Annotated in this window: 25 protein-coding genes; 6 read left to right on the top strand and 19 right to left on the bottom strand. The window is 39.7% G+C overall.

The window, feature by feature from the left end:
- Positions 1 to 3: 3 nt before the first annotated feature.
- From mutL to rpsJ, 14 genes are all read right to left on the bottom strand, one after another.
- Positions 4 to 1851: a DNA mismatch repair endonuclease MutL gene (gene mutL, locus H4J63_RS03070; protein ID WP_182194464.1), complete on the bottom strand. Its 1848-nt coding sequence runs from the start codon at positions 1849 to 1851 to the stop codon at positions 4 to 6.
- A 36-nt stretch (positions 1852 to 1887) separates the two neighbouring features.
- A complete protein-coding gene (locus tag H4J63_RS03075) occupies positions 1888 to 3231 on the bottom strand; it encodes an N-acetylmuramoyl-L-alanine amidase (protein ID WP_138489744.1) in 1344 nt (447 codons plus the stop codon).
- A gap of 27 nt (positions 3232 to 3258) precedes the next feature.
- Positions 3259 to 3726, bottom strand: a complete 468-nt coding sequence (gene tsaE / locus H4J63_RS03080) for a tRNA (adenosine(37)-N6)-threonylcarbamoyltransferase complex ATPase subunit type 1 TsaE (protein WP_002957887.1) — start codon at positions 3724 to 3726, stop codon at positions 3259 to 3261.
- 488 nt (positions 3727 to 4214) lie between these two features.
- Positions 4215 to 4472, bottom strand: a complete 258-nt coding sequence (rpsQ, locus tag H4J63_RS03085) for a 30S ribosomal protein S17 (RefSeq protein WP_002957888.1) — start codon at positions 4470 to 4472, stop codon at positions 4215 to 4217.
- Entirely contained in the window at positions 4472 to 4663 is a 192-nt protein-coding gene (gene rpmC, locus H4J63_RS03090) for a 50S ribosomal protein L29 (RefSeq protein WP_002957889.1), read from the bottom strand. Before rpmC ends, rpsQ begins: the two co-directional genes overlap by 1 nt.
- The gene (gene rplP, locus H4J63_RS03095) at positions 4663 to 5076 is read right to left on the bottom strand and encodes a 50S ribosomal protein L16 (RefSeq protein ID WP_002957890.1); all 414 of its coding nucleotides are present in this window, start codon (positions 5074 to 5076) and stop codon (positions 4663 to 4665) included. The genes rpmC and rplP overlap by 1 nt, the downstream gene beginning before the upstream one ends.
- A gap of 12 nt (positions 5077 to 5088) precedes the next feature.
- Positions 5089 to 5790: a 30S ribosomal protein S3 gene (gene rpsC / locus H4J63_RS03100; protein ID WP_002957891.1), complete on the bottom strand. Its 702-nt coding sequence runs from the start codon at positions 5788 to 5790 to the stop codon at positions 5089 to 5091.
- Positions 5791 to 5801: 11 nt separating this feature from the next.
- Positions 5802 to 6134 carry a 50S ribosomal protein L22 gene (gene rplV, locus H4J63_RS03105; protein WP_002957892.1) on the bottom strand — a complete coding sequence of 111 codons (333 nt, stop codon included), beginning with the start codon at positions 6132 to 6134 and terminating at the stop codon, positions 5802 to 5804.
- Positions 6135 to 6147: 13 nt separating this feature from the next.
- Positions 6148 to 6426: a 30S ribosomal protein S19 gene (gene rpsS / locus H4J63_RS03110; protein WP_004588689.1), complete on the bottom strand. Its 279-nt coding sequence runs from the start codon at positions 6424 to 6426 to the stop codon at positions 6148 to 6150.
- Positions 6427 to 6441: 15 nt separating this feature from the next.
- Complete coding sequence (gene rplB / locus H4J63_RS03115; RefSeq protein ID WP_002957895.1) at positions 6442 to 7266, bottom strand: 50S ribosomal protein L2; 825 nt, start codon at positions 7264 to 7266, stop codon at positions 6442 to 6444.
- A 15-nt stretch (positions 7267 to 7281) separates the two neighbouring features.
- Positions 7282 to 7584 (bottom strand): 50S ribosomal protein L23, encoded by a 303-nt coding sequence (rplW, locus tag H4J63_RS03120; RefSeq protein ID WP_002957896.1) that lies wholly within the window; start codon positions 7582 to 7584, stop codon positions 7282 to 7284.
- Positions 7581 to 8186 (bottom strand): 50S ribosomal protein L4, encoded by a 606-nt coding sequence (rplD, locus tag H4J63_RS03125; protein ID WP_002957897.1) that lies wholly within the window; start codon positions 8184 to 8186, stop codon positions 7581 to 7583. The genes rplW and rplD overlap by 4 nt, the downstream gene beginning before the upstream one ends.
- 17 nt (positions 8187 to 8203) lie before the next feature.
- Positions 8204 to 8839 (bottom strand): 50S ribosomal protein L3, encoded by a 636-nt coding sequence (rplC, locus tag H4J63_RS03130; protein ID WP_002957898.1) that lies wholly within the window; start codon positions 8837 to 8839, stop codon positions 8204 to 8206.
- Between the two features lie 27 nt (positions 8840 to 8866).
- Positions 8867 to 9178: a 30S ribosomal protein S10 gene (rpsJ, locus tag H4J63_RS03135; protein ID WP_002957900.1), complete on the bottom strand. Its 312-nt coding sequence runs from the start codon at positions 9176 to 9178 to the stop codon at positions 8867 to 8869.
- A gap of 417 nt (positions 9179 to 9595) precedes the next feature.
- Here rpsJ and plsB point away from each other — a divergent pair, with 417 nt between their 5' ends.
- A complete protein-coding gene (gene plsB / locus H4J63_RS03140; protein ID WP_182194467.1) occupies positions 9596 to 12034 on the top strand; it encodes a glycerol-3-phosphate 1-O-acyltransferase PlsB in 2439 nt (812 codons plus the stop codon).
- A 21-nt stretch (positions 12035 to 12055) separates the two neighbouring features.
- On the opposite strand, the gene tesB is transcribed toward plsB, so the two are convergent.
- Positions 12056 to 12913, bottom strand: coding sequence for an acyl-CoA thioesterase II (gene tesB, locus H4J63_RS03145; protein ID WP_002957902.1), 858 nt, complete (start codon positions 12911 to 12913; stop codon positions 12056 to 12058).
- A gap of 77 nt (positions 12914 to 12990) precedes the next feature.
- Between tesB and H4J63_RS03150 the strand changes: the two genes are divergently transcribed.
- Together H4J63_RS03150 and H4J63_RS03155 are read left to right on the top strand one after the other, a co-directional pair.
- Positions 12991 to 13449, top strand: a complete 459-nt coding sequence (locus tag H4J63_RS03150; protein ID WP_182194469.1) for an EVE domain-containing protein — start codon at positions 12991 to 12993, stop codon at positions 13447 to 13449.
- Between the two features lie 69 nt (positions 13450 to 13518).
- On the top strand, positions 13519 to 14553 hold the full coding sequence (locus tag H4J63_RS03155; RefSeq protein ID WP_182194472.1) for a cytosolic protein: 1035 nt from the start codon (positions 13519 to 13521) through the stop codon (positions 14551 to 14553).
- A 36-nt stretch (positions 14554 to 14589) separates the two neighbouring features.
- On the opposite strand, the gene H4J63_RS03160 is transcribed toward H4J63_RS03155, so the two are convergent.
- Positions 14590 to 14787 carry a PLDc N-terminal domain-containing protein gene (locus H4J63_RS03160; RefSeq protein ID WP_149603303.1) on the bottom strand — a complete coding sequence of 66 codons (198 nt, stop codon included), beginning with the start codon at positions 14785 to 14787 and terminating at the stop codon, positions 14590 to 14592.
- Positions 14787 to 15854, bottom strand: a complete 1068-nt coding sequence (locus H4J63_RS03165; RefSeq protein WP_024597278.1) for a potassium channel family protein — start codon at positions 15852 to 15854, stop codon at positions 14787 to 14789. Before H4J63_RS03165 ends, H4J63_RS03160 begins: the two co-directional genes overlap by 1 nt.
- Before the next feature lie 169 nt (positions 15855 to 16023).
- On the opposite strand from H4J63_RS03165, the gene H4J63_RS03170 reads away from it, so the two are divergent.
- Positions 16024 to 17334, top strand: a complete 1311-nt coding sequence (locus H4J63_RS03170) for a short-chain fatty acid transporter (RefSeq protein ID WP_182194474.1) — start codon at positions 16024 to 16026, stop codon at positions 17332 to 17334.
- A 55-nt stretch (positions 17335 to 17389) separates the two neighbouring features.
- Here H4J63_RS03170 and H4J63_RS03175 read toward each other — a convergent pair whose 3' ends face one another.
- Positions 17390 to 18406 (bottom strand): metalloprotease, encoded by a 1017-nt coding sequence (locus tag H4J63_RS03175; protein WP_182194477.1) that lies wholly within the window; start codon positions 18404 to 18406, stop codon positions 17390 to 17392.
- Positions 18407 to 18572: 166 nt separating this feature from the next.
- On the opposite strand from H4J63_RS03175, the gene H4J63_RS03180 reads away from it, so the two are divergent.
- Positions 18573 to 19784 carry an EAL domain-containing protein gene (locus H4J63_RS03180; RefSeq protein WP_182194480.1) on the top strand — a complete coding sequence of 404 codons (1212 nt, stop codon included), beginning with the start codon at positions 18573 to 18575 and terminating at the stop codon, positions 19782 to 19784.
- A 32-nt stretch (positions 19785 to 19816) separates the two neighbouring features.
- Here H4J63_RS03180 and H4J63_RS03185 read toward each other — a convergent pair whose 3' ends face one another.
- Positions 19817 to 20893: a hemolysin family protein gene (locus H4J63_RS03185; RefSeq protein ID WP_007587021.1), complete on the bottom strand. Its 1077-nt coding sequence runs from the start codon at positions 20891 to 20893 to the stop codon at positions 19817 to 19819.
- A gap of 84 nt (positions 20894 to 20977) precedes the next feature.
- On the opposite strand from H4J63_RS03185, the gene H4J63_RS03190 reads away from it, so the two are divergent.
- Positions 20978 to 23473, top strand: coding sequence for a S9 family peptidase (locus tag H4J63_RS03190; protein WP_182194483.1), 2496 nt, complete (start codon positions 20978 to 20980; stop codon positions 23471 to 23473).
- Positions 23474 to 23545: the final 72 nt, after the last annotated feature.

A 23545-nucleotide genomic window follows, 5' to 3' on the forward strand; every position in this document is an offset into this window, starting at 1 on the left:
ACCTTAATCTAATTGCGTTAAATAGTGATTTAGCTCTATTTTAACTGCTTTTTTACGCAAGCGTTCAATAGTTTGTGGATTATTTTGTAAGCGCATTTGTTGCGCTAAAAATACATTGCTTAAATAAAATCGGGTCGGCACGCATTTCATTTGCCATTCTAACCAATTCTCTATATTTTCAAGTTTTGCTTTACACGCATCAAGTAGCTCACCTACCGCTGCATTTACGTCAAGTAAATATAAACACGCTGGCAATTTTTTAACCATTACAAATTGTTTTTCTATTACAAGTTCAAAACCAAGTAAGGTAAACCACGATTGCTGGGATTCTATAAGTAAGCAATCTTCTTTTTCTAAGTTTACTCGCACTGGTAACAAAAGGGCTTTCCCTTCTAAACTTCCGAACTCTTTAATTTGATTATGCCAATCATCAACTAATGCATATTTAAAATGTGAGCAATACAATTGCTGCTCTTCACTAAAGACACACACTCCTTCACTAACACTTATAATAGAAACAGCTTTTAAGACATTATCCACAGATACGGACTGGTGTGGTGCAGCAGATATATTGGCTGCATTATCAAAATGCGCGGCGTGTTGCTCACTCACTCCTTGATAAAACGCATTTACGTCATGATGGCTCGTACTTGGTGCAGCACGGTATGCACCGCCAACACTTCTAGTACCTGAGGACGAACTTGAGCTACCAGCACTTCCAGAGGAAGAGGGCTGTAATTGCGATTTAGGGTAATCAAACACTCCTTCGCTTTCTATATTATTAGCACTGCTATGAGACGACTCAATGAACGCTGGCGTGAGTTCTGCTGCTGTGCTCGCTGATTCGTTAGTGAATTCGCCTTGCAATGGCACTACTACCTGCTTAATAGCTTGCAATATAAAATCATGAATTAACCGCCCTTGATGAAAACGCACTTCATGCTTAGCAGGGTGAACATTTACATCAACCTGCCGAGGGTCAATATCAATATAAATGACAAAACCGGGTAATTCTTGTGTTCCACTTACTTCTTCAAATGCCTGGCGTATAGCATGCAGAATAAGTTTATCGCGCATCATACGATTATTAACATAAGTATACTGAGTCGTATTAGCTGAACCTACAGGTAGCACCCAACCATGCAGCTGTAAGCCACCCTCTCCTGATTGAATATGCAAACCTTGCTCAGCAAAAGCCTTACCTGCAACTTGCGCTACACGTGTAATAGCCTGAGAGGGATCTGTCTTCGCACGATACTGCCTTACTACTTTTTCGTTGTGAGTTAGTGTAATAGAGACATCAAAGCGACTAAGCGCAATACGCTTTATCAACTCATCAATATGGCTAAATTCAGTTTTTTCGGTGCGTAAAAATTTACGACGTGCTGGAGTATTAAAAAATAAATCTTTTACTTCAATGGTTGTGCCATCGGGATGCGCTACAGGTTTTACTTGAACGGCCATGTCGCGGCCTTCTGCAAAAGCTTGCCAAGCTGCTTCTTGCTCTTTTGGTTTTGAGCTCAGCGTTAAACGCGACACAGAACTAATTGACGCAAGTGCTTCCCCTCTAAAGCCAAGTGAGCAAATGTTTTCAAGGTCATCAAGTGATTTTAATTTACTTGTCGCGTGGCGAGAAAGTGCGAGCGTTAGCTCATCTTTACTTATCCCTGCGCCATTATCACGAATACGAATAAGTTTGTGGCCGCCGCGCTCAATATCAATTTGAATACGCGTTGCGCCAGCATCTAAGCTATTTTCAACAAGCTCTTTTACTACCGACGCTGGGCGCTCAACCACTTCGCCTGCGGCAATTTGGTTGGCTAAACGCGCGGGTAATATTTCAATATTCATGAGACTTCCTAGCAAACATTGCGCTAATAATAATGACTAACTTTGAGGTATATCGAGCTCTTGCCCAATAAATAAGGTATTAGAACTAAGCTTATTAACTTGTTTTAATTTATTGACTGTAACGCCATAGCGACTCGCTAACATACTTAAAGATTCACCCGGGCGTACTTTATGCTTTGTTGGATATTGCGACTTTAATTTAGCAAATAAAGAATCATCCGGCGGATTTTTCAAATAATAATTTTTAATTGAAGTAAATATCGCTTTAGCTAAACGCTCTTGATGATTAGGGCTTTTAAGTAGCTTTTCTTCTCGCGGGTTAGATATAAACCCCGTTTCTACCAAAATAGATGGAATATCTGGTGATTTTAGTACTGCAAGGCTCGCATGCTGGGGATCTTTTTTATGCAGTTTGGCAACCTTACGAAGCTCTTTAACCACTTCGTCAGCTACATTTAAGCCAGTTTTCATAGAGTGGTCCATCGACATATCAAGCAACGCTTGTGCTAGATATTTTTCATTGGCGGCATCTTTCATTACATCAGCAGCGCCACCTAAAAGCTCGGAGTGTTTTTCTTTATCTTCTATCCATTTACCTATTTCTGAATTAGCACGTCTTAATGATAAAACCCACACAGAGGCACCATTTGGCCCAGGGCTTGTAAATGCATCAGCATGAATAGAAACAAAAAAATCTGCCTTTTTTTCACGGGCTCGATTAGTACGGGTATTTAATTTTACAAAATAGTCACCGCTTCGTACCATGCGCGAAATCATGCCACGTTCGCCATCAATCATGCGCTCTAAACGTTTCGCAATTTGCAGTGTAACTGTTTTTTCGTAGGTGCCTGATGGCCCTATTGAACCAGGATCTTCGCCGCCATGCCCCGCATCAATCGCAATAACAATGTCGCGCTCTTGGCTTAGTTGACGGTTTTTAGCGGCTGTTTGAGCAGGAGAAACAACTGTAGTAGCTTGGCTTTTATTATATAAATCAACAACGAGTCTATTTTTATAAGGGCCTGTAGGTGCGAGGGCAAATACCACTGGCTTTATTGGCGCGCTTAATTCAAATACTAAACGTACGCTTTGTTTATTTTTAGGTTTTGAGTAACGTAATTTGCTTACTATTTGATGTTTCGGGGGCACACCTGGCAATGTTTTTAACTCGCTAGTATTTTCTAAATCAATCACTAGGCGGCTAGGGTTTTTAAGCATGAAATAGCTAAAGTCGGGCTTATCATTTAAATCAAATACCACGCGCGTACTATCTGGAGACGGCCATACACGCACACTATTGATTGTGTTTTTAGCCCATAGCGGCAAGCTTATGGTGATAACCATAAGATAAATAAAAAGTTTAACTACACCTCGGCTCATTGGATAATTACTGCCTTAACTATATTATTATTGATTATTTAGTTTTTCGACAATTGCTATACCGCGCTCACTCGCACTATTTATAACAATTTTACGTTCGTTACCCACATAGCTTAGAGTAATATCTAAATCAGGCACAGGAATAAATTCACCACCCTTTTCAGGCCATTCAACAACACAAATTGCGTCTGCTGAGAAATAATCGCGTATTCCCATGTATTCGAGTTCTTCAGGATCACCTAAGCGGTATAAGTCAAAATGATAAACATTTGCACGCTCAAGCTCATAAGGTTCTACTAGTGTATAGGTCGGGCTTTTAACCTTACCTGTATGGCCAAAGCCTTGCACTACACCTCGTGTAAACGTTGTTTTACCAGCACCTAAATCACCATGTAAATAAATAACCGCACCTTGCTCTATAATATCAGCAACGCGATTACCCATTGCAACCGTGGCAATCTCATCAGTTAAATGAAATTCAAAACTACGCGTCATTATTACCTCAAAAATTCATTCAAAAGCGCATATTTGCTAATCATACCAGAATATTAATTTAAGGCGATAAATTGAGGTTTTAGACATAAAAAAACCAGATAAGCTGATAATGAAAGTTGTGTATGGATGTCTATTTTCGATACTTTGAAGCTGTATCATTGTAATAAAATAAGGTAAGTGAGTTCTCAGACTAAAAGATAGTAAAAGAAAAGTAACACCACGAATTAGATGACCCCATATTGGCATTAAATTAACTGAGATATGTAAGTTTATTATCTAACTTCTTCTGATTCAGCAGATGGTTCTGCTAGCAAAAAAGTAACTGGTAAATGAAACTCTCAACTACTCCCCAAGATAACTTTATATTTTTAGATAAAAGACTAATCCAGGTGACCCGCTCACCCTAGTTTACTGTTTACAGGTGCTTTAAATACAAAAAGCCCCAGCTAATGCCGGGGCTTTTTTACAAAACTAACTTAATTAAAAAATTAAGCTTGTTTTGGACTAGAAATAACGTCTACTAAAGTCCAAGATTTATTCTTAGAAATTGGTGCGCATTCACGGATAGTAACTACATCACCCGCTTTTGCTGTGTTATTTTCGTCATGTACGTGTAACTTAGTCGTACGTTTAATGAATTTCCCATAGATTGGGTGCTTCACATAACGTGCGATAGCGATAGTGAAAGATTTTTCCATCTTGTCGCTGATTACACGGCCTTGAAGAGTACGAATTTTATCGCTCATTATTGACCTGCCTTCTGGTTAATAACTGTTTTTACACGCGCGATATCGCGGCGTACTGTTCTTAGCGTGTGTGTCTGAGCTAACTGACCAGTGCTAGCTTGCATGCGCATATTAAATTGCTCACGAAGTAGTCCTAGAAGTTCAGCATTAAGCTCTTCTACGCTTTTATCTTTTAGTTCGCTAGCTTTCATCACATTACCGTCCGAGTTACGAAAGTTGTTTTGAATGGCAGTTTACGAGCAGCAAGGTCAAACGCTTCACGAGCAAGCTCTTCTGAAACACCTTCCATTTCGTAAAGTACTTTACCAGGCTGAATTTCAGCAACCCAATATTCAACAGAACCTTTACCTTTACCCATACGAACTTCAAGAGGTTTTTCTGTAATCGGTTTGTCAGGGAAGACACGAATCCAGATTTTACCTTGACGTTTCACGTGACGCGTCATAGCACGACGAGCTGCTTCGATTTGACGAGCAGTCATACGGCCACGGCCAGTTGCTTTCAATCCGAAAGTACCGAAGCTTACTTTGTTACCGTTTTGCGCTAAACCGCGGTTGCGGCCTTTGTGCATTTTACGGAATTTTGTACGTTTTGGCTGTAACATTACTCGCTACCTCTACTTAGCACTTTTCTTGGCTTTCTTTGGTGCGCGTTTAGCTGGCTTCTCTTGCTCTTGTACTAGTGGTAAACCACCAATAACTTCGCCTTTGAAGATCCAAACTTTAACACCAATGATACCATAAGTGGTTAAGGCTTCAGAAGTTGCGTAATCGATATCAGCACGAAGAGTATGTAGAGGTACACGACCTTCACGATACCATTCTGAACGTGCGATTTCAGCGCCGCCAAGACGACCGCTAACTTCAACTTTAATCCCTTTAGAACCGATGCGCATTGCATTTTGTACCGAACGCTTCATAGCGCGACGGAACATAACACGACGTTCTAGTTGAGAGGCAATGCCGTCTGCTACTAGTTGTGCATCTAGTTCTGGTTTACGTACTTCAGAGATATTAATCTGAGCAGGTACACCAGCGATTTTAGTTACCGCTTGACGTAATTTTTCTACGTCTTCGCCTTTTTTACCGATAACAACACCCGGACGAGCCGTGTGAATTGTTACTCGGATTGATTTTGCTGGACGCTCAATAACGATTTTAGACACAGAAGCCGTTTTTAATTCCTTAGTAAGGAATGTACGAACTTTGTGATCGCCAAAAAGCTGTGCAGAGAAATCTTTTGAACTCGCGTACCAGGTAGAAACCCAAGGTTTAGATATACCTAGGCGAATACCAGTAGGATGAACTTTTTGTCCCATTACTTATACTCCTAGCTATCTGAAACCATAACAGTGATATGGCTTGTACGCTTAAGGATACGATCTGCGCGTCCTTTAGCACGAGGCATAATACGTTTCATTGTAGGACCATCGTCCACAAAGATCGTTGTTATACGAAGCTCATCAATGTCAGCACCTTCGTTATGCTCTGCGTTAGCAATAGCAGACTCAAGTACTTTCTTAACTAATACAGCCGCTTTCTTCGGGCTGTACGCCAGGATTTCTAGTGCGCGATCTACAGGTAACCCGCGGATCTGATCTGCAACTAGACGTGCTTTTTGCGCCGAACCAGAGGCGAATTTATGTTTAGCTAATGCTTGCATTTATCTTCCCCTCTTATCGTTTCTTCGCTTTCTTATCCGCAGCATGGCCACGGTAAGTGCGAGTTGGTGCAAATTCACCTAGTTTGTGACCGATCATTTCGTCAGAAACGAAAACTGGTACGTGCTGGCGACCATTATGGACAGCAATGGTCAATCCGATCATGTTAGGTATGATCATTGAACGACGGCTCCAAGTTTTAATTGGCTTTTTCTCACCGCTTTCCAAAGCTTTCTCTACCTTCTTCAGCAAGTGTAGGTCTATAAAAGGACCCTTCTTGAGAGAGCGTGGCATGGCTATTCCTCAATATTACTTAGTACGACGACGTACTATAAATTTATCCGTACGCTTGTTCTTACGCGTCTTCGCACCTTTAGTCGGTTTACCCCATGGAGACACAGGATGACGACCACCAGATGTACGACCTTCACCACCACCGTGTGGGTGATCTACCGGGTTCATGGCAACACCACGAACTGTCGGACGAATACCACGCCAGCGATTTGCACCTGCTTTACCAAGTGAACGAAGCATATGCTCAGCATTGCCTACTTCACCTAGAGTCGCACGACAATCAGATTCAACTTTACGAACTTCGCCTGAACGAAGACGTAATGTTACATACTGACCATCACGAGCAAGGATTTGAACGTATGCACCAGCAGAACGTGCGATTTGAGCACCTTTACCTGGTTTTAATTCTACGTTGTGAACAGTCGAACCTACAGGCATATTACGCATTGGTAATGCATTACCAGGCTTGATTGGTGCATCAACACCAGACTGGATTGCATCGCCAGCTTTTAAGCCTTTAGGTGCGATAATGTAACGACGCTCACCGTCTGCATATAATACAAGAGCGATGTTTGCGCTACGATTTGGATCGTATTCTAAACGTTCAACAGTAGCTGGAATGCCATCTTTAGTACGTTTAAAATCGATTAAACGGTAGTGTTGTTTATGACCACCACCGATATGACGAACCGTAATACGACCATTGTTATTACGACCACCTGATTTAGAGTTTTTCTCTAAAAGTGGTGCGTATGGCTTACCCTTATGTAGATCAGAGTTAACCACTTTAACTAGGTGACGACGGCCCGCAGAAGTAGGCTTACACTTTTGAAGTGCCATAATTCTATCCCCTTATTACTCGGCGCCGCCGACAAAGTCTAGCTCGCTGCCTTCTTTAAGAGTAACGTAAGCTTTCTTCCAGTCGCTACGACGACCGAAACGTGCGCCAGTACGTTTTGTTTTACCCTTAACGTTAAGTGTGCGAACACCAGTTACTTCTACTTCAAAAAGCTTCTCAACTGCTACTTTAATTTCAGCTTTAGTTGCGTCATTTACTACTTTAAAAACAATAGTATTGTTTTCTTCAGCAGCAATTGTGCTTTTTTCAGAGATATGTGGAGCAAGGATCACTTTTAAAAGACGTTCTTCGCGAATCATGCTAGCGCCTCCTCAAGTTGCTTAACAGCAGCGGCTGTAATAAGTACCTTATCGAAAGCAATTAAGCTTACAGGATCGATACCAGCTACATCACGTGTGTCAACCTTATAAAGGTTACGTGCCGATAAGAAAAGATTTTCATCTACTTCTTCAGTCACGATAAGAACATCTTTAAGCTCAAGTTCTTTAAGCTTAGCAACTAGTTCTTTAGTTTTTGGTGCTGCTAGAGCAAAACTTTCAACAACGATTAAACGCTCTTGACGAACTAATTCAGATAAGATGCTTTTAATCGCACCACGGTACATTTTACGGTTTACTTTTTGGCTGTGGTCTTGTGGTTTAGCTGCAAAGCTAACGCCACCTGAACGCCAAATTGGGCTACGGATTGTACCGGCACGTGCACGGCCAGTACCTTTTTGAGCCCATGGTTTTTTACCACCACCGCTTACTTCAGAACGTGTCTTCTGAGCACGAGTACCTTGACGAGCACCTGCTGCGTATGCAACAACTACTTGATGTACTAATGCTTCGTTAAACTCACGTCCAAAAGTAGCTTCAGAAACTTCAAGACCGCCAGAAGCGTCTTTAATTGCTAATTCCATCACTAAATCTCCAGGACTTATGCTTTAACAGCTGGTTTAACGATAACGTCACCGCCAATAGCTCCAGGTACTGCACCCTTAACTAAAAGCAAATTACGCTCAGCGTCAACGCGAACTAGTTCTAAGTTTTGAGTCGTTACACGCTCAGCACCCATATGACCGGCCATTTTCTTACCTTTAAACACCTTACCAGGTGATTGGTTTTGACCGATTGAACCAGGAGCACGGTGAGATAGAGAGTTACCATGTGTAGCGTCTTGCATGCTGAAATTCCAGCGCTTAACACCACCTTGGAAACCTTTACCTTTAGAAGTACCGGTTACGTCAACCTTGTTGATTTCGTTGAATAATTCAACAGTAAGCTCAGCGCCTACTTCAAAATCGCCTTCACCACCGTTAAGGCGGAATTCCCACAGACCGCGACCCGCTTCAACACCAGCTTTAGCGAAATGACCCGCTTTAGCTTTGTTTACACGACTTGCTTTTTTAGTGCCTGCGGTTACTTGAAGCGCGTTATAACCGTCTGTTGCGTCAGATTTGATCTGAGCAATGCGGTTAGGTGTCGCTTCAATAACTGTCACAGGGATAGATACACCATCTTCAGTGAAGATTCGTGTCATACCCACTTTACGACCGACTAGACCTAATGCCATTTTCCTAAAACCTCTCTAATCTTTCGATTAACCCAGGCTGATTTGAACATCAACACCAGCAGCAAGATCTAAACGCATAAGCGCGTCTACAGTCTTGTCAGTTGGTTCTACGATGTCTATCAGACGTTTATGGGTGCGGATCTCGTACTGATCACGCGCATCTTTATTAACGTGCGGTGAAGTTAGTACAGTAAAACGTTCAAAGCGTGTAGGTAGTGGGATTGGACCACGTACTTGTGCGCCAGTGCGTTTCGCAGTTTCCACGATTTCTGCCGTTGATTGGTCAATCAAACGGTGGTCAAAAGCTTTTAGGCGAATACGAATGCGTTGATTTGACATTCTTAACCTCAATATAAAGAGCATATAAAAGAGCATAAAAAAACGACCGAAACAATCTTAAAACTTAAGATGTCGGCTGTTTGATTATATCTACGTTGAGTTCCAAATCGGAACTCCTGTTTATTAGCTTGAAATCCAAGCTTAATTTATCCTTTCAAGTTCCCAGAGGAATTTTGAAAGCCTGCGTATTATAGAGGTATTGGTGATAAATGCAACAACTATTTAGAAACAATACAATGCCTATAAATTTGATTAAATAAGCACCCATACATGCTTACTAGCTATACTTGAACTAATACCTCTACTGTTAGTCAATAAACAAGTTAACACCTTAATTACGCAAACTAAGGGATTTTTAGATATTATGGTATCCTACTGCGCTAATTTTGCCCTTAATACTCTCAATATGGTGAGTCGATGCGTATTTTTAATTATTGTTTAAATGTTATGTCTGCTGGATTTAGCCGCTTATTTGTAAAAAGCAAAGTGCTGCCAGAAAATCCGATTAAACAGTATGATCTAAACCCTGAGTACCCTACATTTTATATAGTGCGTTTAAATTCACGATTTGATTTAGCGGCTCTCGCACATGCGTGTAAAAAAAATGGTCTACCTAGCCCAACTGAAGAGCAAGTATTAGGTAACCAAGATTTAGACCGTTTTATTGGTATTAAAAATCCACCACCACTTTTTGGTGATGAAGCTAAGCCAACCAATGCTTTAGCTCAAGGTAAACAAATTATTGAATACCTAATACAAAGTGGGCAGCAAAACGTACAAGTGGTTCCGGTTACTATTTTATGGGGTCGCGACCCGGGTAAAGAAAAGCCGGGGCTACGAACTTTAATTACGCACTCTCTAACACCTAGCTGGTTTAGAAAGTTTTTTGTGGTGTTGTTTTCAGGACGCGACAACTTTATTCGCTTTAGCCAACCACTCGACTTATCGCTTTTAGTCAATGAAAAAGCCGATGTAAGCGAGTTACCACATAAATTATTACGTGTAGCACGTGTTCACTTTAAGCGCCAAAAGCTAGCTGCTACAGGCCCTAAAATGCCCTCTCGTGAACAATTATTTAATTCATTATTAGCGTCACCTACAATAAAAAAAGCAATTCAAGATGAAGCTAAAGCTAAAAACATTAGCCAAACAGAAGCCCGCCAAAATGCACTTAAGCTACTTGATGAGATAGCCGCTAATTACTCTGAAGCAATGATACGTGTGGCCGAGCGATTTTTAACTTGGTTGTGGAATAAGCTCTATAACGGTATTGATATTAAACACCCAGAACAAATTCATGAACTAACAGATAAAGGCCATGAAATAATCTATATGCCTTGTCATCGCAGTCATATGGATTACTTACTGCTTACTTACTCTATTTATCATTTAGGCTTAGTTCCACCACATATAGCTGCAGGTATAAATCTTAACTTTTTCCCTGCCGGTGGCATATTTAGACGCTCTGGGGCATTCTTTATTCGTCGCTCGTTTGCAGGCAATAAACTTTATTCTGCCATATTCAAAGAGTATTTAAGCCAACTGTTTATTAAAGGTTACTCTGTTAAGTTTTACACGGAAGGCGGTCGAAGCCGAACTGGGCGCTTACTTCCGCCTAAAACGGGTATGCTATCTATGACATTACAAGCAATGCTACGCGGAATAGACAGACCAATATCTATCGTTCCTGTGTACATTGGCTACGAGCACGTCATGGAAATTAACACCTACCTTAAAGAGCTGGATGGAAAAGATAAAAAAGGCGAATCTATATTTGGTATTTTTAAGGCAATCAAAAACCTCAAAAACTACGGTCGTGGTAATTTAAACTTTGGTGATCCAATCTCGATTAACCAATACTTAAACGATAACCAACCTGATTGGCGTGATTCAATACACCCTACCGATGTGCAAAAGCCGCAATGGTTAGCGCCACAAGTAACTAAACTTGCCGACCAAGTAATGGTTAAAATTAATAATGCAGCGGCGCTTAATGCGGTTAACTTACTAGCGATGATATTGCTGGTTAACGATAAACAAGCATTGAGTAAACCAAAGCTATTAGCACAACTTGATTTTTATCTGCGTTTACAGCGCGATGCCAGCTATAGCGATAAAGTAACCGCGCCAGACGAAACACCAGAGCAATTACTAAAGCATGCATTAAAGCTGAATAAGTTTGAAGTTATCAGTGATGAATTTGGCGAAATTATTACTATTAGCGATAAAGAAAAAGTATTGTTTAATTACTACCGCAACAATATTTTGCACTTGTTTGCAGTACCAAGCTTAATTGCACTACATCTATTTAAACAACACAGCACAACTATTGAGCAATGCCAGCAACTTGTAAAAACGTTTTATCCATTATTTGCTAAAGAATGGTATTTACAGCCTCTTGATGAAAACTATATAACGCGTATTTTAGCTAATTTTGCCGATCAAAATTTAATTGAGTTTGATGGCAATAACATTCATATAATAAACGGTAATGACTGCTTAGCTAAGCTAGAGATGCTTGGACGAGCACTTAGTTTTACTCTACAACGTTACGCTATTGTGATTGGTTTTATTCAAACAAGTGATGGCATTGAAAAAGCCGAGCTTGAAAGAGAGAGCCAAGTGCTTGCACAGCGTTTAGGTACACTGCATGGTATTAAAACACCTGAATTTTTTGATAAAAAAGTACTTGTTAGTTTTATCGAAAACTTACGTGGTGAGTCGTTAATAACAGAAGGTGATGAGGGCTTAGTAGGCAGTACACAACTTTGCGAAACCTATGCACACCTTAAAACATTACTGCCAGCACGCGTCTGGCAGTCAATCAGCGATATAGTACAAGATCAGTGTAACTAGTACTATATCTATAAAAGGGGATTAGCGCTGACGCATAACCCCTTCTTGCATTGTTGAGGCAACCAAGTTGCCTTGGCGATCAAAAAACTGCCCGCGTACCAAACCACACCCATTACTCGCACTTGGACTATCAATTGAATACAAAATCCAATCATCCATTCTAAACGGGCGATGAAACCACATTGCGTGGTCTATGGTCGCTACTTGCATATTTGGCTGCATAAACGATACACCATGAGGTTGTAATGCAGTTGGTAAAAACTCAAAATCAGACGCATACGCTAATAAGTAATTGTGGATACGCTGATCGTCTGGCATTTCACCATTAGCTTTAAACCAAATATGCTTTACCGGCTCCATAACTTCTGGTTTAAACGGGTTATGAAAAGTAACCGGTCGCATTTCAATTGGCATTTCACGAGTAAACTTATTACGGATGACTTCAGGGATATGTGAAGCGTTATCTTGGTAAAACTCAAGCGATGAACGTAGTTCTTCAGGTGCGGGAACATCAGGCATTGTCGCTTGATGCGACAAACCATTTTCTTCACCTTGGAATGACGCTGTCATATAAAAGATTGGCTTACCGTACTGAATCGCTTTTACTCGGCGAGTACTAAAGCTCTTTCCATCGCGAATAGTTTCTACATCATAAACAATCGGTTTAGCTGGATCGCCTGGGCGTAAAAAGTAAGAATGTAATGAATGAACTATACGCCCCTCAGGTAGAGTTTCTTTAGCGGCAGAAAGCGCCTGCCCCATAACTTGACCGCCAAACACAGCACCAAAGCCTAAATCTTGGCTTTGTCCTCGATATAAACCTTGCTCAATTTCTTCAAGTGTTAACAACGACAATAAATCATCTAATACTTGGCTCATTACTTCTTCCTCATTACCCTAGTATGCAAATGATACTATACAATAGTGGGAAGTAAATATTTGTTAGGAATACTGTTATGGCTTACTGGCTATTTAAAACTGAACCCGATGCGTTTTCATTAGATGATTTAAAAAACGCACCAAAACAAACGACTCTTTGGGAAGGCGTGCGTAATTATCAAGCACGAAATTTTATGCGTGATGGCGTTAAGGTCGGGGATTCAGTAATGATTTACCATTCAAGCTGTAAACACGTGGGCGTAGCGGGCATTGCCGAGGTTACAAAAGATGCCTACCCAGACCCCACTCAATTTGATTTAAGTAGCGACTATTACGATGCAAAAGCCACCAGCGACAAACCACGCTGGGTTGTTGTTGAAGTTACTTACCAAAGCCATTTAAAAAAATTAATTAGCCTTAAAGATATTAAAGCCAATAACAATATTACTGAAATTGCACTTAAAAAAGGCGGACGACTATCAATTATGCCCGTCACTAAAAATGATTGGGATGAAATAATTAAAATGGCGCAGTAACGCCTCCTCGGTTTGACCTAATTTCACTGAGTTTGATATGATCCGCGCCGACTTATAGCTGGAGGATTAATGAAATTACTGTATTGGTTAGATGAATGGTTAACTCTCCCGCGCAATGAGCAACAAACTCGATTACCCATGACGGGTAATGATTTACTCGGCGATGTATTTGTTAAGTATGATTTTGTTGACGTTAATAAACCCCTGCTTTTTACCTTCTCCCCTGCTGGCACTAACGTGCAAGAGCAAGATCTTCACCCTGATTTTGCACCATGGGGTTATCACTTAGCTCAAAAACAAAACGTAAACGTAATCGCTTTTCAGCATTTAGGTAAAAGTAATTGGTTTCGTAATCGTAATTTAATCTTTTTTCTCAAGCAATTATCAACATTACTTACGCCGTTTAATTGTCGACTTGGCTATGGTTTAAGTCGTGGCGGATTTGCTGTTGGCGCTTTTGCTAAACTATTAAAGCTAAATCAAGTGTTGTTCTTCCATCCGGTAAGTACTAAAAATAAAGAATTAGTACCGTGGGATGACCGCTCTAGTACCGATATAGCTCAGCAGTTTGATTGGCAGCAAGATTATCACGATCTAGATTTAGGAGATGCCCAAGGCTATATTATTTACGATCCTACTAATCGTATAGACCGAATGCACGCTAAGCGCTATAAGCAGTTAACTCACTTACGAGTATTTGGTATGGGACATGGCACACATGCCACATATTTGAATAAGTTTGGATTTTATAAGCAAGTAGCCGTCGATTTTATCCAGCATCAGCAAATTGATATTGCGCAGTTTCGTCTGCAAACTAAAACCTTACGTTTTAAAGAGGATTATTACAAAAGCCTTAATAAAGCGAATGTAAACTCAGCTCACCGTCAAACACTATTAAGCAAAGCTCATAATATTTTGATTGATGAAAAAGAAGTTCACGTACAGGAACATCAGGCAAAAATTGATATTCAGCCATTAATAGATGTTGCCCTCAAGCATCAAGATGAGCATCCTAATGATGCCATTCAGTTATTAGAAGTTGCTCAACAACTTGTACCTGACGATCCTTTAATTGAGCATAAAATTAAGCAACTAGAAGAGTAGTTACGCCAGTAAAAGCGGCTGTAAAGGCCAACTACTCTATTTGGCCTTTTTCTTTTTGTGCCCATACTTGGGCACAATGGCAAAGTACATCATTAACCCTAACCAAGAAAATATAATTATTCCCATTAGCCAGCCATTCTTTTCATGACCCTGTGTACGCCTACTGTTGAGTACAATAACGACAGGTAATATATAAGCACTTAAAACAACAATTAAAAATACAACTTCATTCATTATTTTTCTAGACTCGACCAGTCTACTTCACTACTTAATACTCGATCTACCGATATATAGTGCAGAATATCGCCTTCACTTACTTTGTAATCTAATGGTGGATTTAAATCCATATTTTGCGCACTTAAATTATGAGCAACACCCAACAGTATTGCATCATGCTCAAGCTTAAAATGATGAAACAAAGTACCAAACTCCATATCTTTGCAGCCGCTTGGTATTTTCAAACTAAATTGTGTATCACCATGCAAAGTAGATAGCAGCTCCTCTTGCACACGGCTCGAACCTGGATCTTGCATTGAGCGTACGAGTATCTCAGCTGATTTTGCACTACTACACTCTACATTTTGGCAATGCTCTAACATCATCTCAACTTTGGTTTCATCCAAAAAGTGAGCACTTATATGACAATCATCTTTTACTAAGCGACTAATGCGCAGGGCTGTTGTAAATGTCTGATCGTCATCTTGACCATCAATAATCACCTTATCAGCACTACGAATAGCTACCCGCTCTAGCTCAGCTAAATTAGTAAAGCTCGTTAAACGTGCAAAATCAACGCTTTCGTTAGCTAAAAAAGGATGATCCATTTGCTCTGTTACCGCGAGTAAAATACGACGGTCAGTACGTTTCGTATCTGCCAAAATGTAATCAATCATCTTTTTTGTACGAGTGTCGTGCCAACCAAAAATAATAATATGGTGGTTACTGTGGGCAAAGTTTTTATCACCAGTCATAGCGCGCCTAATTAAGTAAGTAACAGTTTGTCCTGCTTTTCCTAGCAAAACACCAAATAAAGCTAAACCAAATGGAATTTGTATTAATGCAACCACCCAACGACCAAGATCAGTAGTTGGACTAAAGTCACCATACCCCACTGTTGATGTTGTTACTGTGTAATAGTAAAAAAAGGTAGTAAGCGAGGTTAACGCTTTCTCATTCGCTATAAATAATAAGCTCCATGTTAATAGCATATGAGTCAAAATAGCTAATGCCACTGCTTGCCAACTCAACTGATCTATATGAGCGCGAACAAGTAACGCTAGCCTTTTAAATATCACCGGCATAATACAAAGTCTTCGTTAGTAAATTATCTATAAACAGTACGTTACTGTAAGCGATGCTTTTAAGCAATGTTTAAGCTTTTAACCGCAAATATTAGACTAAATGCTGTTTGCCAATGGTGATTTTTCATGATTAATTAGCGTTAAAATAATAACCAAAACAGTTGTGCTTATGCTTAATAAAATAGCCCGCCCTTTTACTAAAATTGTAGAGCGCTATCTTCCCGACCCTTTTATATTTGTAATTTTACTTACAATAATTACTCTTGTCAGTGCGATCTTATTTACAACCGCAACTAACATTGAAGTATTACAAGCGTGGGGAGGTGGGTTTTGGAACTTATTAAGTTTTGCTATGCAAATGCTACTAGTGTTAATTACAGGCTATATGTTGGCAAGTACGCCACCTATAAGTAAGTTATTAGAAAAGCTAGCAACATTTGCAAGCACCGCACCTAAAGCAATTATATTAGTCACGCTTATTTCGCTTTTAGCGAGCTGGATAAATTGGGGATTTGGCTTAGTTATTGGTGCCCTTTTTGCCAAAGCAATTGCTAAACATACTCGTGTTGATTATCGATTATTAGTAGCCAGCGCTTACTCAGGTTTTGTTGTATGGCATGGCGGATTAGCGGGTTCGATTCCTTTAACTATCGCAACCGATGGTCACTTTTCAGAGGCCAGCATTGGTATTATTAGTACAGAGCACACTTTATTTGCGGGCTTTAATATAGCCATATTAGTTGGTTTATTCATTATTATGCCGCTCGTTAATCGCTATATGCTGCCAAGCGAGCAAGAAAGCGTATATATCGACCCAGCTCTTTTACAAGAGACAACACCTAAGCCCACAACAATAACCAGACCTGCCCAACATTTGGAACAAAGCAAACTACTCGGTATGACAATTGGCTTATTAGGTTTGGCATATTTAGGTTATTACTTTTTTATTGCTCGCGGAAACTTAAACCTTAATAGCGTTATTGCCGTATTTTTGTTTTTAGCTATTACGCTACATCAAACTCCTCACAATGTGCTTAATAGCTTACAACAAGCAATTCCAAGTGGTGCGGGTATTGTTATTCAGTTTCCGTTTTATGCTGGCATTATGGCGGTGATGGTCGATACAGGGTTAGCACAACAAATATCACAAGGCTTTATTGCCATTGCAGATGCCGATAGCTTGCCATTTTACAGCTTTATAAGTGCAGGACTCGTTAATATGTTTGTGCCCTCTGGCGGCGGCCAATGGGCAGTACAAGCGCCTATTGTTATACCCGCAGCGCAAGAGCTAGGCGCCGATATATCGCGCGTTGCAATGGCTGTAGCATGGGGCGATGCGTGGACTAATTTAATTCAACCTTTTTGGGCACTACCCGTCCTTGCTATCGCAGGCTTAAAAGCAAAAGATATTATGGGATTTTGTGTTGTGCAGTTATTTGTAACTGGGGTTTTTATATCGCTGGTATTGAGCTTTTATTAATTTTTAACGGGCTGTAACAAATATTACAGCCCACTTTTACCTAGAACGATAAATACTAGCTCGATAAAATAGTCATCGGCAGGCTCAATATTGGATTTTCTGAATCGGCAAAATGCATCATTACAGCTACATGCCCAGCGACTACAACTGCATACATTACCGCTGAAAAGCCTTGGCCATATTTATCTAGCGGCATTAAGTGTGAGTAGTGACGGCCTCGCCACTCAAATACAATTTCCAGCGCACCTACAAACAAAAAGAATACCAGTAACATTAAGCCAAAGGTGTAGCTCAGCCATAAGCCAAATAGTACGCCTAATAAGCATACGCTTAAACCAATCCATGAACGCATTGAAAAGCTAATACTTTTTAATACATGCCCGCCATCAAGCGGTAAAATTGGTAACAAGTTAAATAAATTTAATAACGCACTAAGCACCGCAACACCTGCAAATATCTCCATCTCGGTGGCGTAATATAAAACGACACCCAGTACCGAGGTAATTAAACCAAATGCAGGTCCCATTAGCGATATAACGACATCTTGCCAACGAGTCGTTATTTTATCGTCACTTACAGCAAGCCCTCCAACAAACGGGATTAAATAAATACCTTTGGTTTTTATACCAAAATATTTCATTGCTCGCACATGGCCGTACTCATGTACAACTAAACACCCAATCAGCATTAGTGCAAATTCAATACTAAATAACCACGCATAGCCTGCAACAGAAGCCCCGGCAAGCACTACTTTAATTATCTTAGCACTTTTAAAAAGCTTAAAACCTAATGCAGCCAAACCTAAAAAGCCTTTTTTAGGTGTCGCGTTTAACGGCGCTGGTAGCGCCAGTTGTGTCGCAAATTGCTCATCGACAAATAGCGAAATACTTTGCTCTTCCGCCGCTCCAGTATCAATACCGATTACTTTGTTGTTGTAAGTAAACTGATAGTAATTTTCACGAGGATTATCAAAGGTAATGGCTTGTTGCGCATGAAATACCTGCACAATTTTTTGCCCAGACACCATAAGCGAAAATGGCTGCTCGGCTAAAGTAAGATCTATTCTTATCATAATTAAGACCGTTTAAAACAATGGCGCTAGTATACCTAATCAACTTAAAAACACGAGTAAAGGTGCTCGGTAACTATTTTCAAAATAAAAGCGTTTGATACTGACAAAGTAAAAAAACACTACTACTTTTATAGTAATCATAAACTATACATTGAAAGGGATAACAGTGAACAAAATAGTGCCTAACATTTTAGTTGTTGACGACTCAAAAGCAATTTTGATCGTTATGGAAGCCATACTCAACGAATTGGGTATGTCTAACACTATAACTACGTGCTTGAGTGCAAAAGAAGCTCTTGAAAAAGTAAGAGAGGATATTAACTATTTTGATGCTATTTTTACTGATCTCAATATGCCCGAAATGGACGGCATGGAATTAATCCGTCATTTAGGAGAGTTACATTATCAAGGCGGGATAATTATTGTCTCTGAAATGGATCATAAAGTTATTAGTTTAGCTGCCAATCTCGCGAAACAACATAACGCTCACCTCATTGGTAATATTTCAAAGCCAGTGCAACTGTCTCAGGTAAGTAGGTTACTTACTAAAGTGGCGCAATTAAACAGTCACACTTTATTAAAAGAGTCAGCCATTTCAAAAGATGAGCTTATTAATGCATTAAAAAACGATGAAATAACGCCTTTTTATCAACCAAAAATAAACGCCGATAACAATAAAATTGAAAGTGTTGAAGTCTTAGCGCGTATTTTATCAAGTAAAGACGGCAATATTATTTTACCTAACCGTTTTATAAACACAGCCGAAAAACACAACTTAATTAATCAAATTACATTTTCTCTTTTTGAAAAGGCCACCAGCGAATTCAAAAATATGAAATCACAATTAGGTCATGATTTTAAGATGGCATTTAACTTATCGCCAACTCAGCTCGACGATCTAAACTGTCCTAATAAATTACTACTCATTTTAGAACTAAACCAACTCACGCCTAGTAATATAATTATAGAAATAACAGAACAACATGCACTCTCAAGTCTCATGCAATTAGAAACACTAAACAGATTAAGAATGCATGGCTTTGGTATATCGCTAGACGACTTTGGTGTTGGTTTTACTAATATGAATCAGCTTCGAAACCTTCCTTTTACTGAAATTAAAATAGACCGTTCACTCATTAGCCATATAGAAACAGATTTATTTTCTCAAGTAGTTGTAAGCTCGTTATTTAATATTACAAGTAAAGATAATTTAGATTTAGTGGCAGAAGGTGTTGAACGACCAGAAGAGCTCGTTTATTTGAGGCATTATAGAAGAAACTTAGCCATACAAGGTTTTTTATTTAGTCGTCCTAAACCACAAGGCGAATTTATATCTTGGGCTAAAGATTGGCTGAAAACTGATGGCAGCCCCGCTTAAAGCGGTATTAATATTTAATCGGGGCTGGTTAACTAATTATCACCCCGAGTGTGTTTATCTTCTTCACTGACTATATGCGCACTGCTTGCTAAACGTTTGTGCCAACGCTGCCTTGCTACTGCGCGCATATTAGTAGATTGGTCACGCTCATCTACAATCTCTAGCCCCATTAAAGCTTCAATCATATCCTCTAGCGTTACAATACCTTGCACGTCACCGTACTCATCTACAACTAGGCATATATGCGTGCGCTTTGTTAAAAGAGTTTGCAGTAACGACGATACATTTTGAGAACTCGGCACCGTATAAATAGGCTTAATCAATTTGCTAATTTTGTAATCGGTACCTAAACGGTGAAATGCCAGCATAATATCGTTTTTATGCACAAACCCAACAATATCGTCGCTGTCTTTATCAAATACCAATATACGAGAAAATGACGACGAGCCGTGATCGTTTAAATACTGATTTACTGTTAAGTCTTTGTGGATTTTAAAAATTACAGTTCGAGGCGTCATTAAGTCGCATAATTTTGCATGTCTAAAATGCAATAAATTACGAATTATTTCGGACTCATCCTGATGTAATGCACCCGACTCCGTACCTATATCAGCCATTGCCTCTATCTCTTGACGAATATAGTAAGCCTCATCGTGCTTTGGACCCATTAAATTTGTTAGCTTTTGTGCAAACCATACAAAAGGCTTTAGCAATATAACTAAAAACCTCAAAGCGTAAGTAACACTTGGCGTTAGAGCTCGCCAGTAATTAGCCCCCAAGGTTTTAGGAATAATTTCAGAAAGAATTAATACGAGGAATGTCATAATGGCTGATGCAATACCTACAGCCGCATCGGAAAACACGACAGCTGCCTGTGCGCCTACCCCAGCAGCACCCGCAGTATGGGCAACCGTATTTAAAGTTAAAATAGCAGCTAAAGGCTGATCTATATTGTTTTTAAGTTTTTCGAGCTGTTTAGCAAGCTCAGGATGATCTTTCCTAAGTGATGCAACATAGCTGGGCGAAATACTTAATAACACAGCCTCCATCACAGAACATAAAAACGAAATAACAATCGCCACTACCATATAAACTATCAGTAAAGTCACTTTCTCTCCTCTATATTGGATATGTGAGCATGGTATCAATACATGCTATATTTGGCCAAACTTCCAATAATAATAGGCATAATAATGAAATTTAGCGCACCATGGTGTCATCAAAATAAGCTATTTAAGTACGCAGCAGCTCTTTTAACGCTTAGCAGCTTAAGCTTTGCTGCAATAGCTGCACCATTGGATAAATCAAAAATTCAGTTTATCGGCCCACTTGCCGAAGACATGCAGTTAAAGCCTTTTCAAACACCTCATGGCAATGCCATTATTAATAACCTATTGCCGCAGCTACAAGCAGACTCAGATAGTTTTTCTGTATTTGGGAAAAAACAAAGCTGGCAGCCGTTTAATAAAATCAATGCGCTCACTTTAGGTGGGTTACAGGCACTAAAATTTAATATTGAAACAACCCGCTTTACACAAGGTACGCTTACCTTAAAAGGGATTGAGCAAGGTCAGTTATTTATTAATGGCGAACTACAAACAGGTGATAAAAATAGCTATAAGTTAGCTTTAAATAACAGTACTCACTCTATTTTAATAGTAGCCCAACAAGTAGCTAATTGGCACGACGTAATGCTTGATTTTGCACCTAAAAACGACGTTGATAAAATTACGCTTAGCGCCTCAAAAACAAAACGCTTATCTGCAAAACAATTGTTTGATGCCCCTACAATCAGCCAATTATCACTCGCACCTAATGCTAAGCAGTACGTTACTACTACTCGCACTTATAGCGATAAAACACAAAACCAAGCAAATACAGTTACTGTACTTAAAGATTCAGATAATCAAACGCTTTATCGCTTCGAAGCAGGCCAACCAAGTAACATTATTTGGAGTCCAGATAACCAATATTTAGTGTATTTGTTAAATGGTGAACTTAAACAACTTAGCCGTAAAAACTTCTCAATAAAAACATTAGCAAACGATTTAGAAGGAGCCAATGGCTTTACCTTTTATAACGACACCAGTCTTTTGTTTAGCTGGTCTAAATCACCTGAGAGCACTAACAGCTTAACCAAGCACTATAAAGGTCTACAAGATCGTTGGTCATATGCACGTACCACCAGCCAAATTTACATGCTTGATACTAAAAGTGGTTTAACAAAAGCACTTAGCCAAGGTCCTCTTTCTTACAGCCTTGAAGATTCAAATAGTAACCGTGGCAAAATATTAATGAGCCGCCCAGTAATGGCAATGCAAGCATCAACCCACCCTGAAACAGAGTTAGCCGAACTCGATTTAAAATCAAACAAGCTTTCATCGCTTGGTAAATTCAAAACGTTTAATTTAGCCAAATATACAAATAAAGATATTTATGTAGTTGCAGGCCCTGACTTTAAAAATGGCGCAGGCAGAGCACTACCAAAAGCAATGCTTGCTAATAACTACGACGGGCAACTTTACCTACTTACTGAAGGCGGTAAAAACGTAAAAGCACTCAGTAAACAATTCGACCCCGCTATTGGCCAACTGCACGTTTTAGAAAACGGCGATGCGCTCATTAAAGTAACAGAGCAAGACACTCAGCCACTTTACCTATTCGATTTAAGTAAACAGCGCTTTAAAAAGTTAAATACGGGATTGGATATTGTTGAACAATTTAGTTACTCACACGACCGTAATAACGAAATTTTATTAAGTGGTACTAACGCTTTAGCGCCACAACAACTAAAGAGCCTGAACGTAAGTAAAAATAAAACAGATTTAATATGGGATTCAAAACCAAGTAGCTATGCAAATACACGACTCCCTACATTAGAAGAGTTTAATTTTAAAAATAAACATGGGGTTGAAATAACGGGCCGTGTTTACATTCCAAGCAATTTAGATAAAACTAAAAAGCACCCAGCGCTCGTGTATTACTACGGCGGTACTTCACCAGTTACGCGTGGTTTTACAAGTCGTTACCCGTTTAACTTATGGGCAGAAAATGGCTACGTTGTTTATGTAGTACAGCCTACTGGCGCAACAGGGTTTGGACAAAAGTTTTCAGCGCAGCATGTTAATGCCTGGGGCGACTACACTGCAGACGATATTATCGAAGGCACGCAAGCCTTTTTAAAGAAATACAACTATGTTGATAGTGAAAAGGTAGGAAATTTAGGGGCATCATACGGTGGCTTCATGACCATGTTATTGGCAACTAAAACCGATATATTTAGTGCTTCAATAGCTCATGCGGGTATTTCTAATATTACCTCGTATTGGGGTGAAGGTTGGTGGGGCTACTTATATTCTGGCGAAGCATCAAAAAATAGCTTCCCATGGAATAACCCTGAACTTTACAGCCAACATAGCCCTGTATTTCATGCCGACAAAGTAACAACACCTATGCTACTTCTTCATGGTGATAGTGATACCAATGTACCTGTTGGCGAAAGCTTAACAATGTACACTGCGCTTAAACTGCTTAATAAGGACGTAGAGTTAATCGAATACAAAGGCGCCGACCACCAAATTTTTGCACGCGATAAACGATTTGATTGGTGGAACACCATGCTTGCATACTTTGATAAAAAGCTAAAAGATGAACCTCAATGGTGGGACTCAATGTATAAAAATGACTGAGTCTAAACCTTTAAAATAACGACTTAATACAGATTTATTAATAGTAGTATTAATTATTTAGCACCTTTTAAT

Source organism: Pseudoalteromonas sp. 5Ae-yellow (assembly GCF_014077565.1).
GTDB lineage: Bacteria > Pseudomonadota > Gammaproteobacteria > Enterobacterales > Alteromonadaceae > Pseudoalteromonas.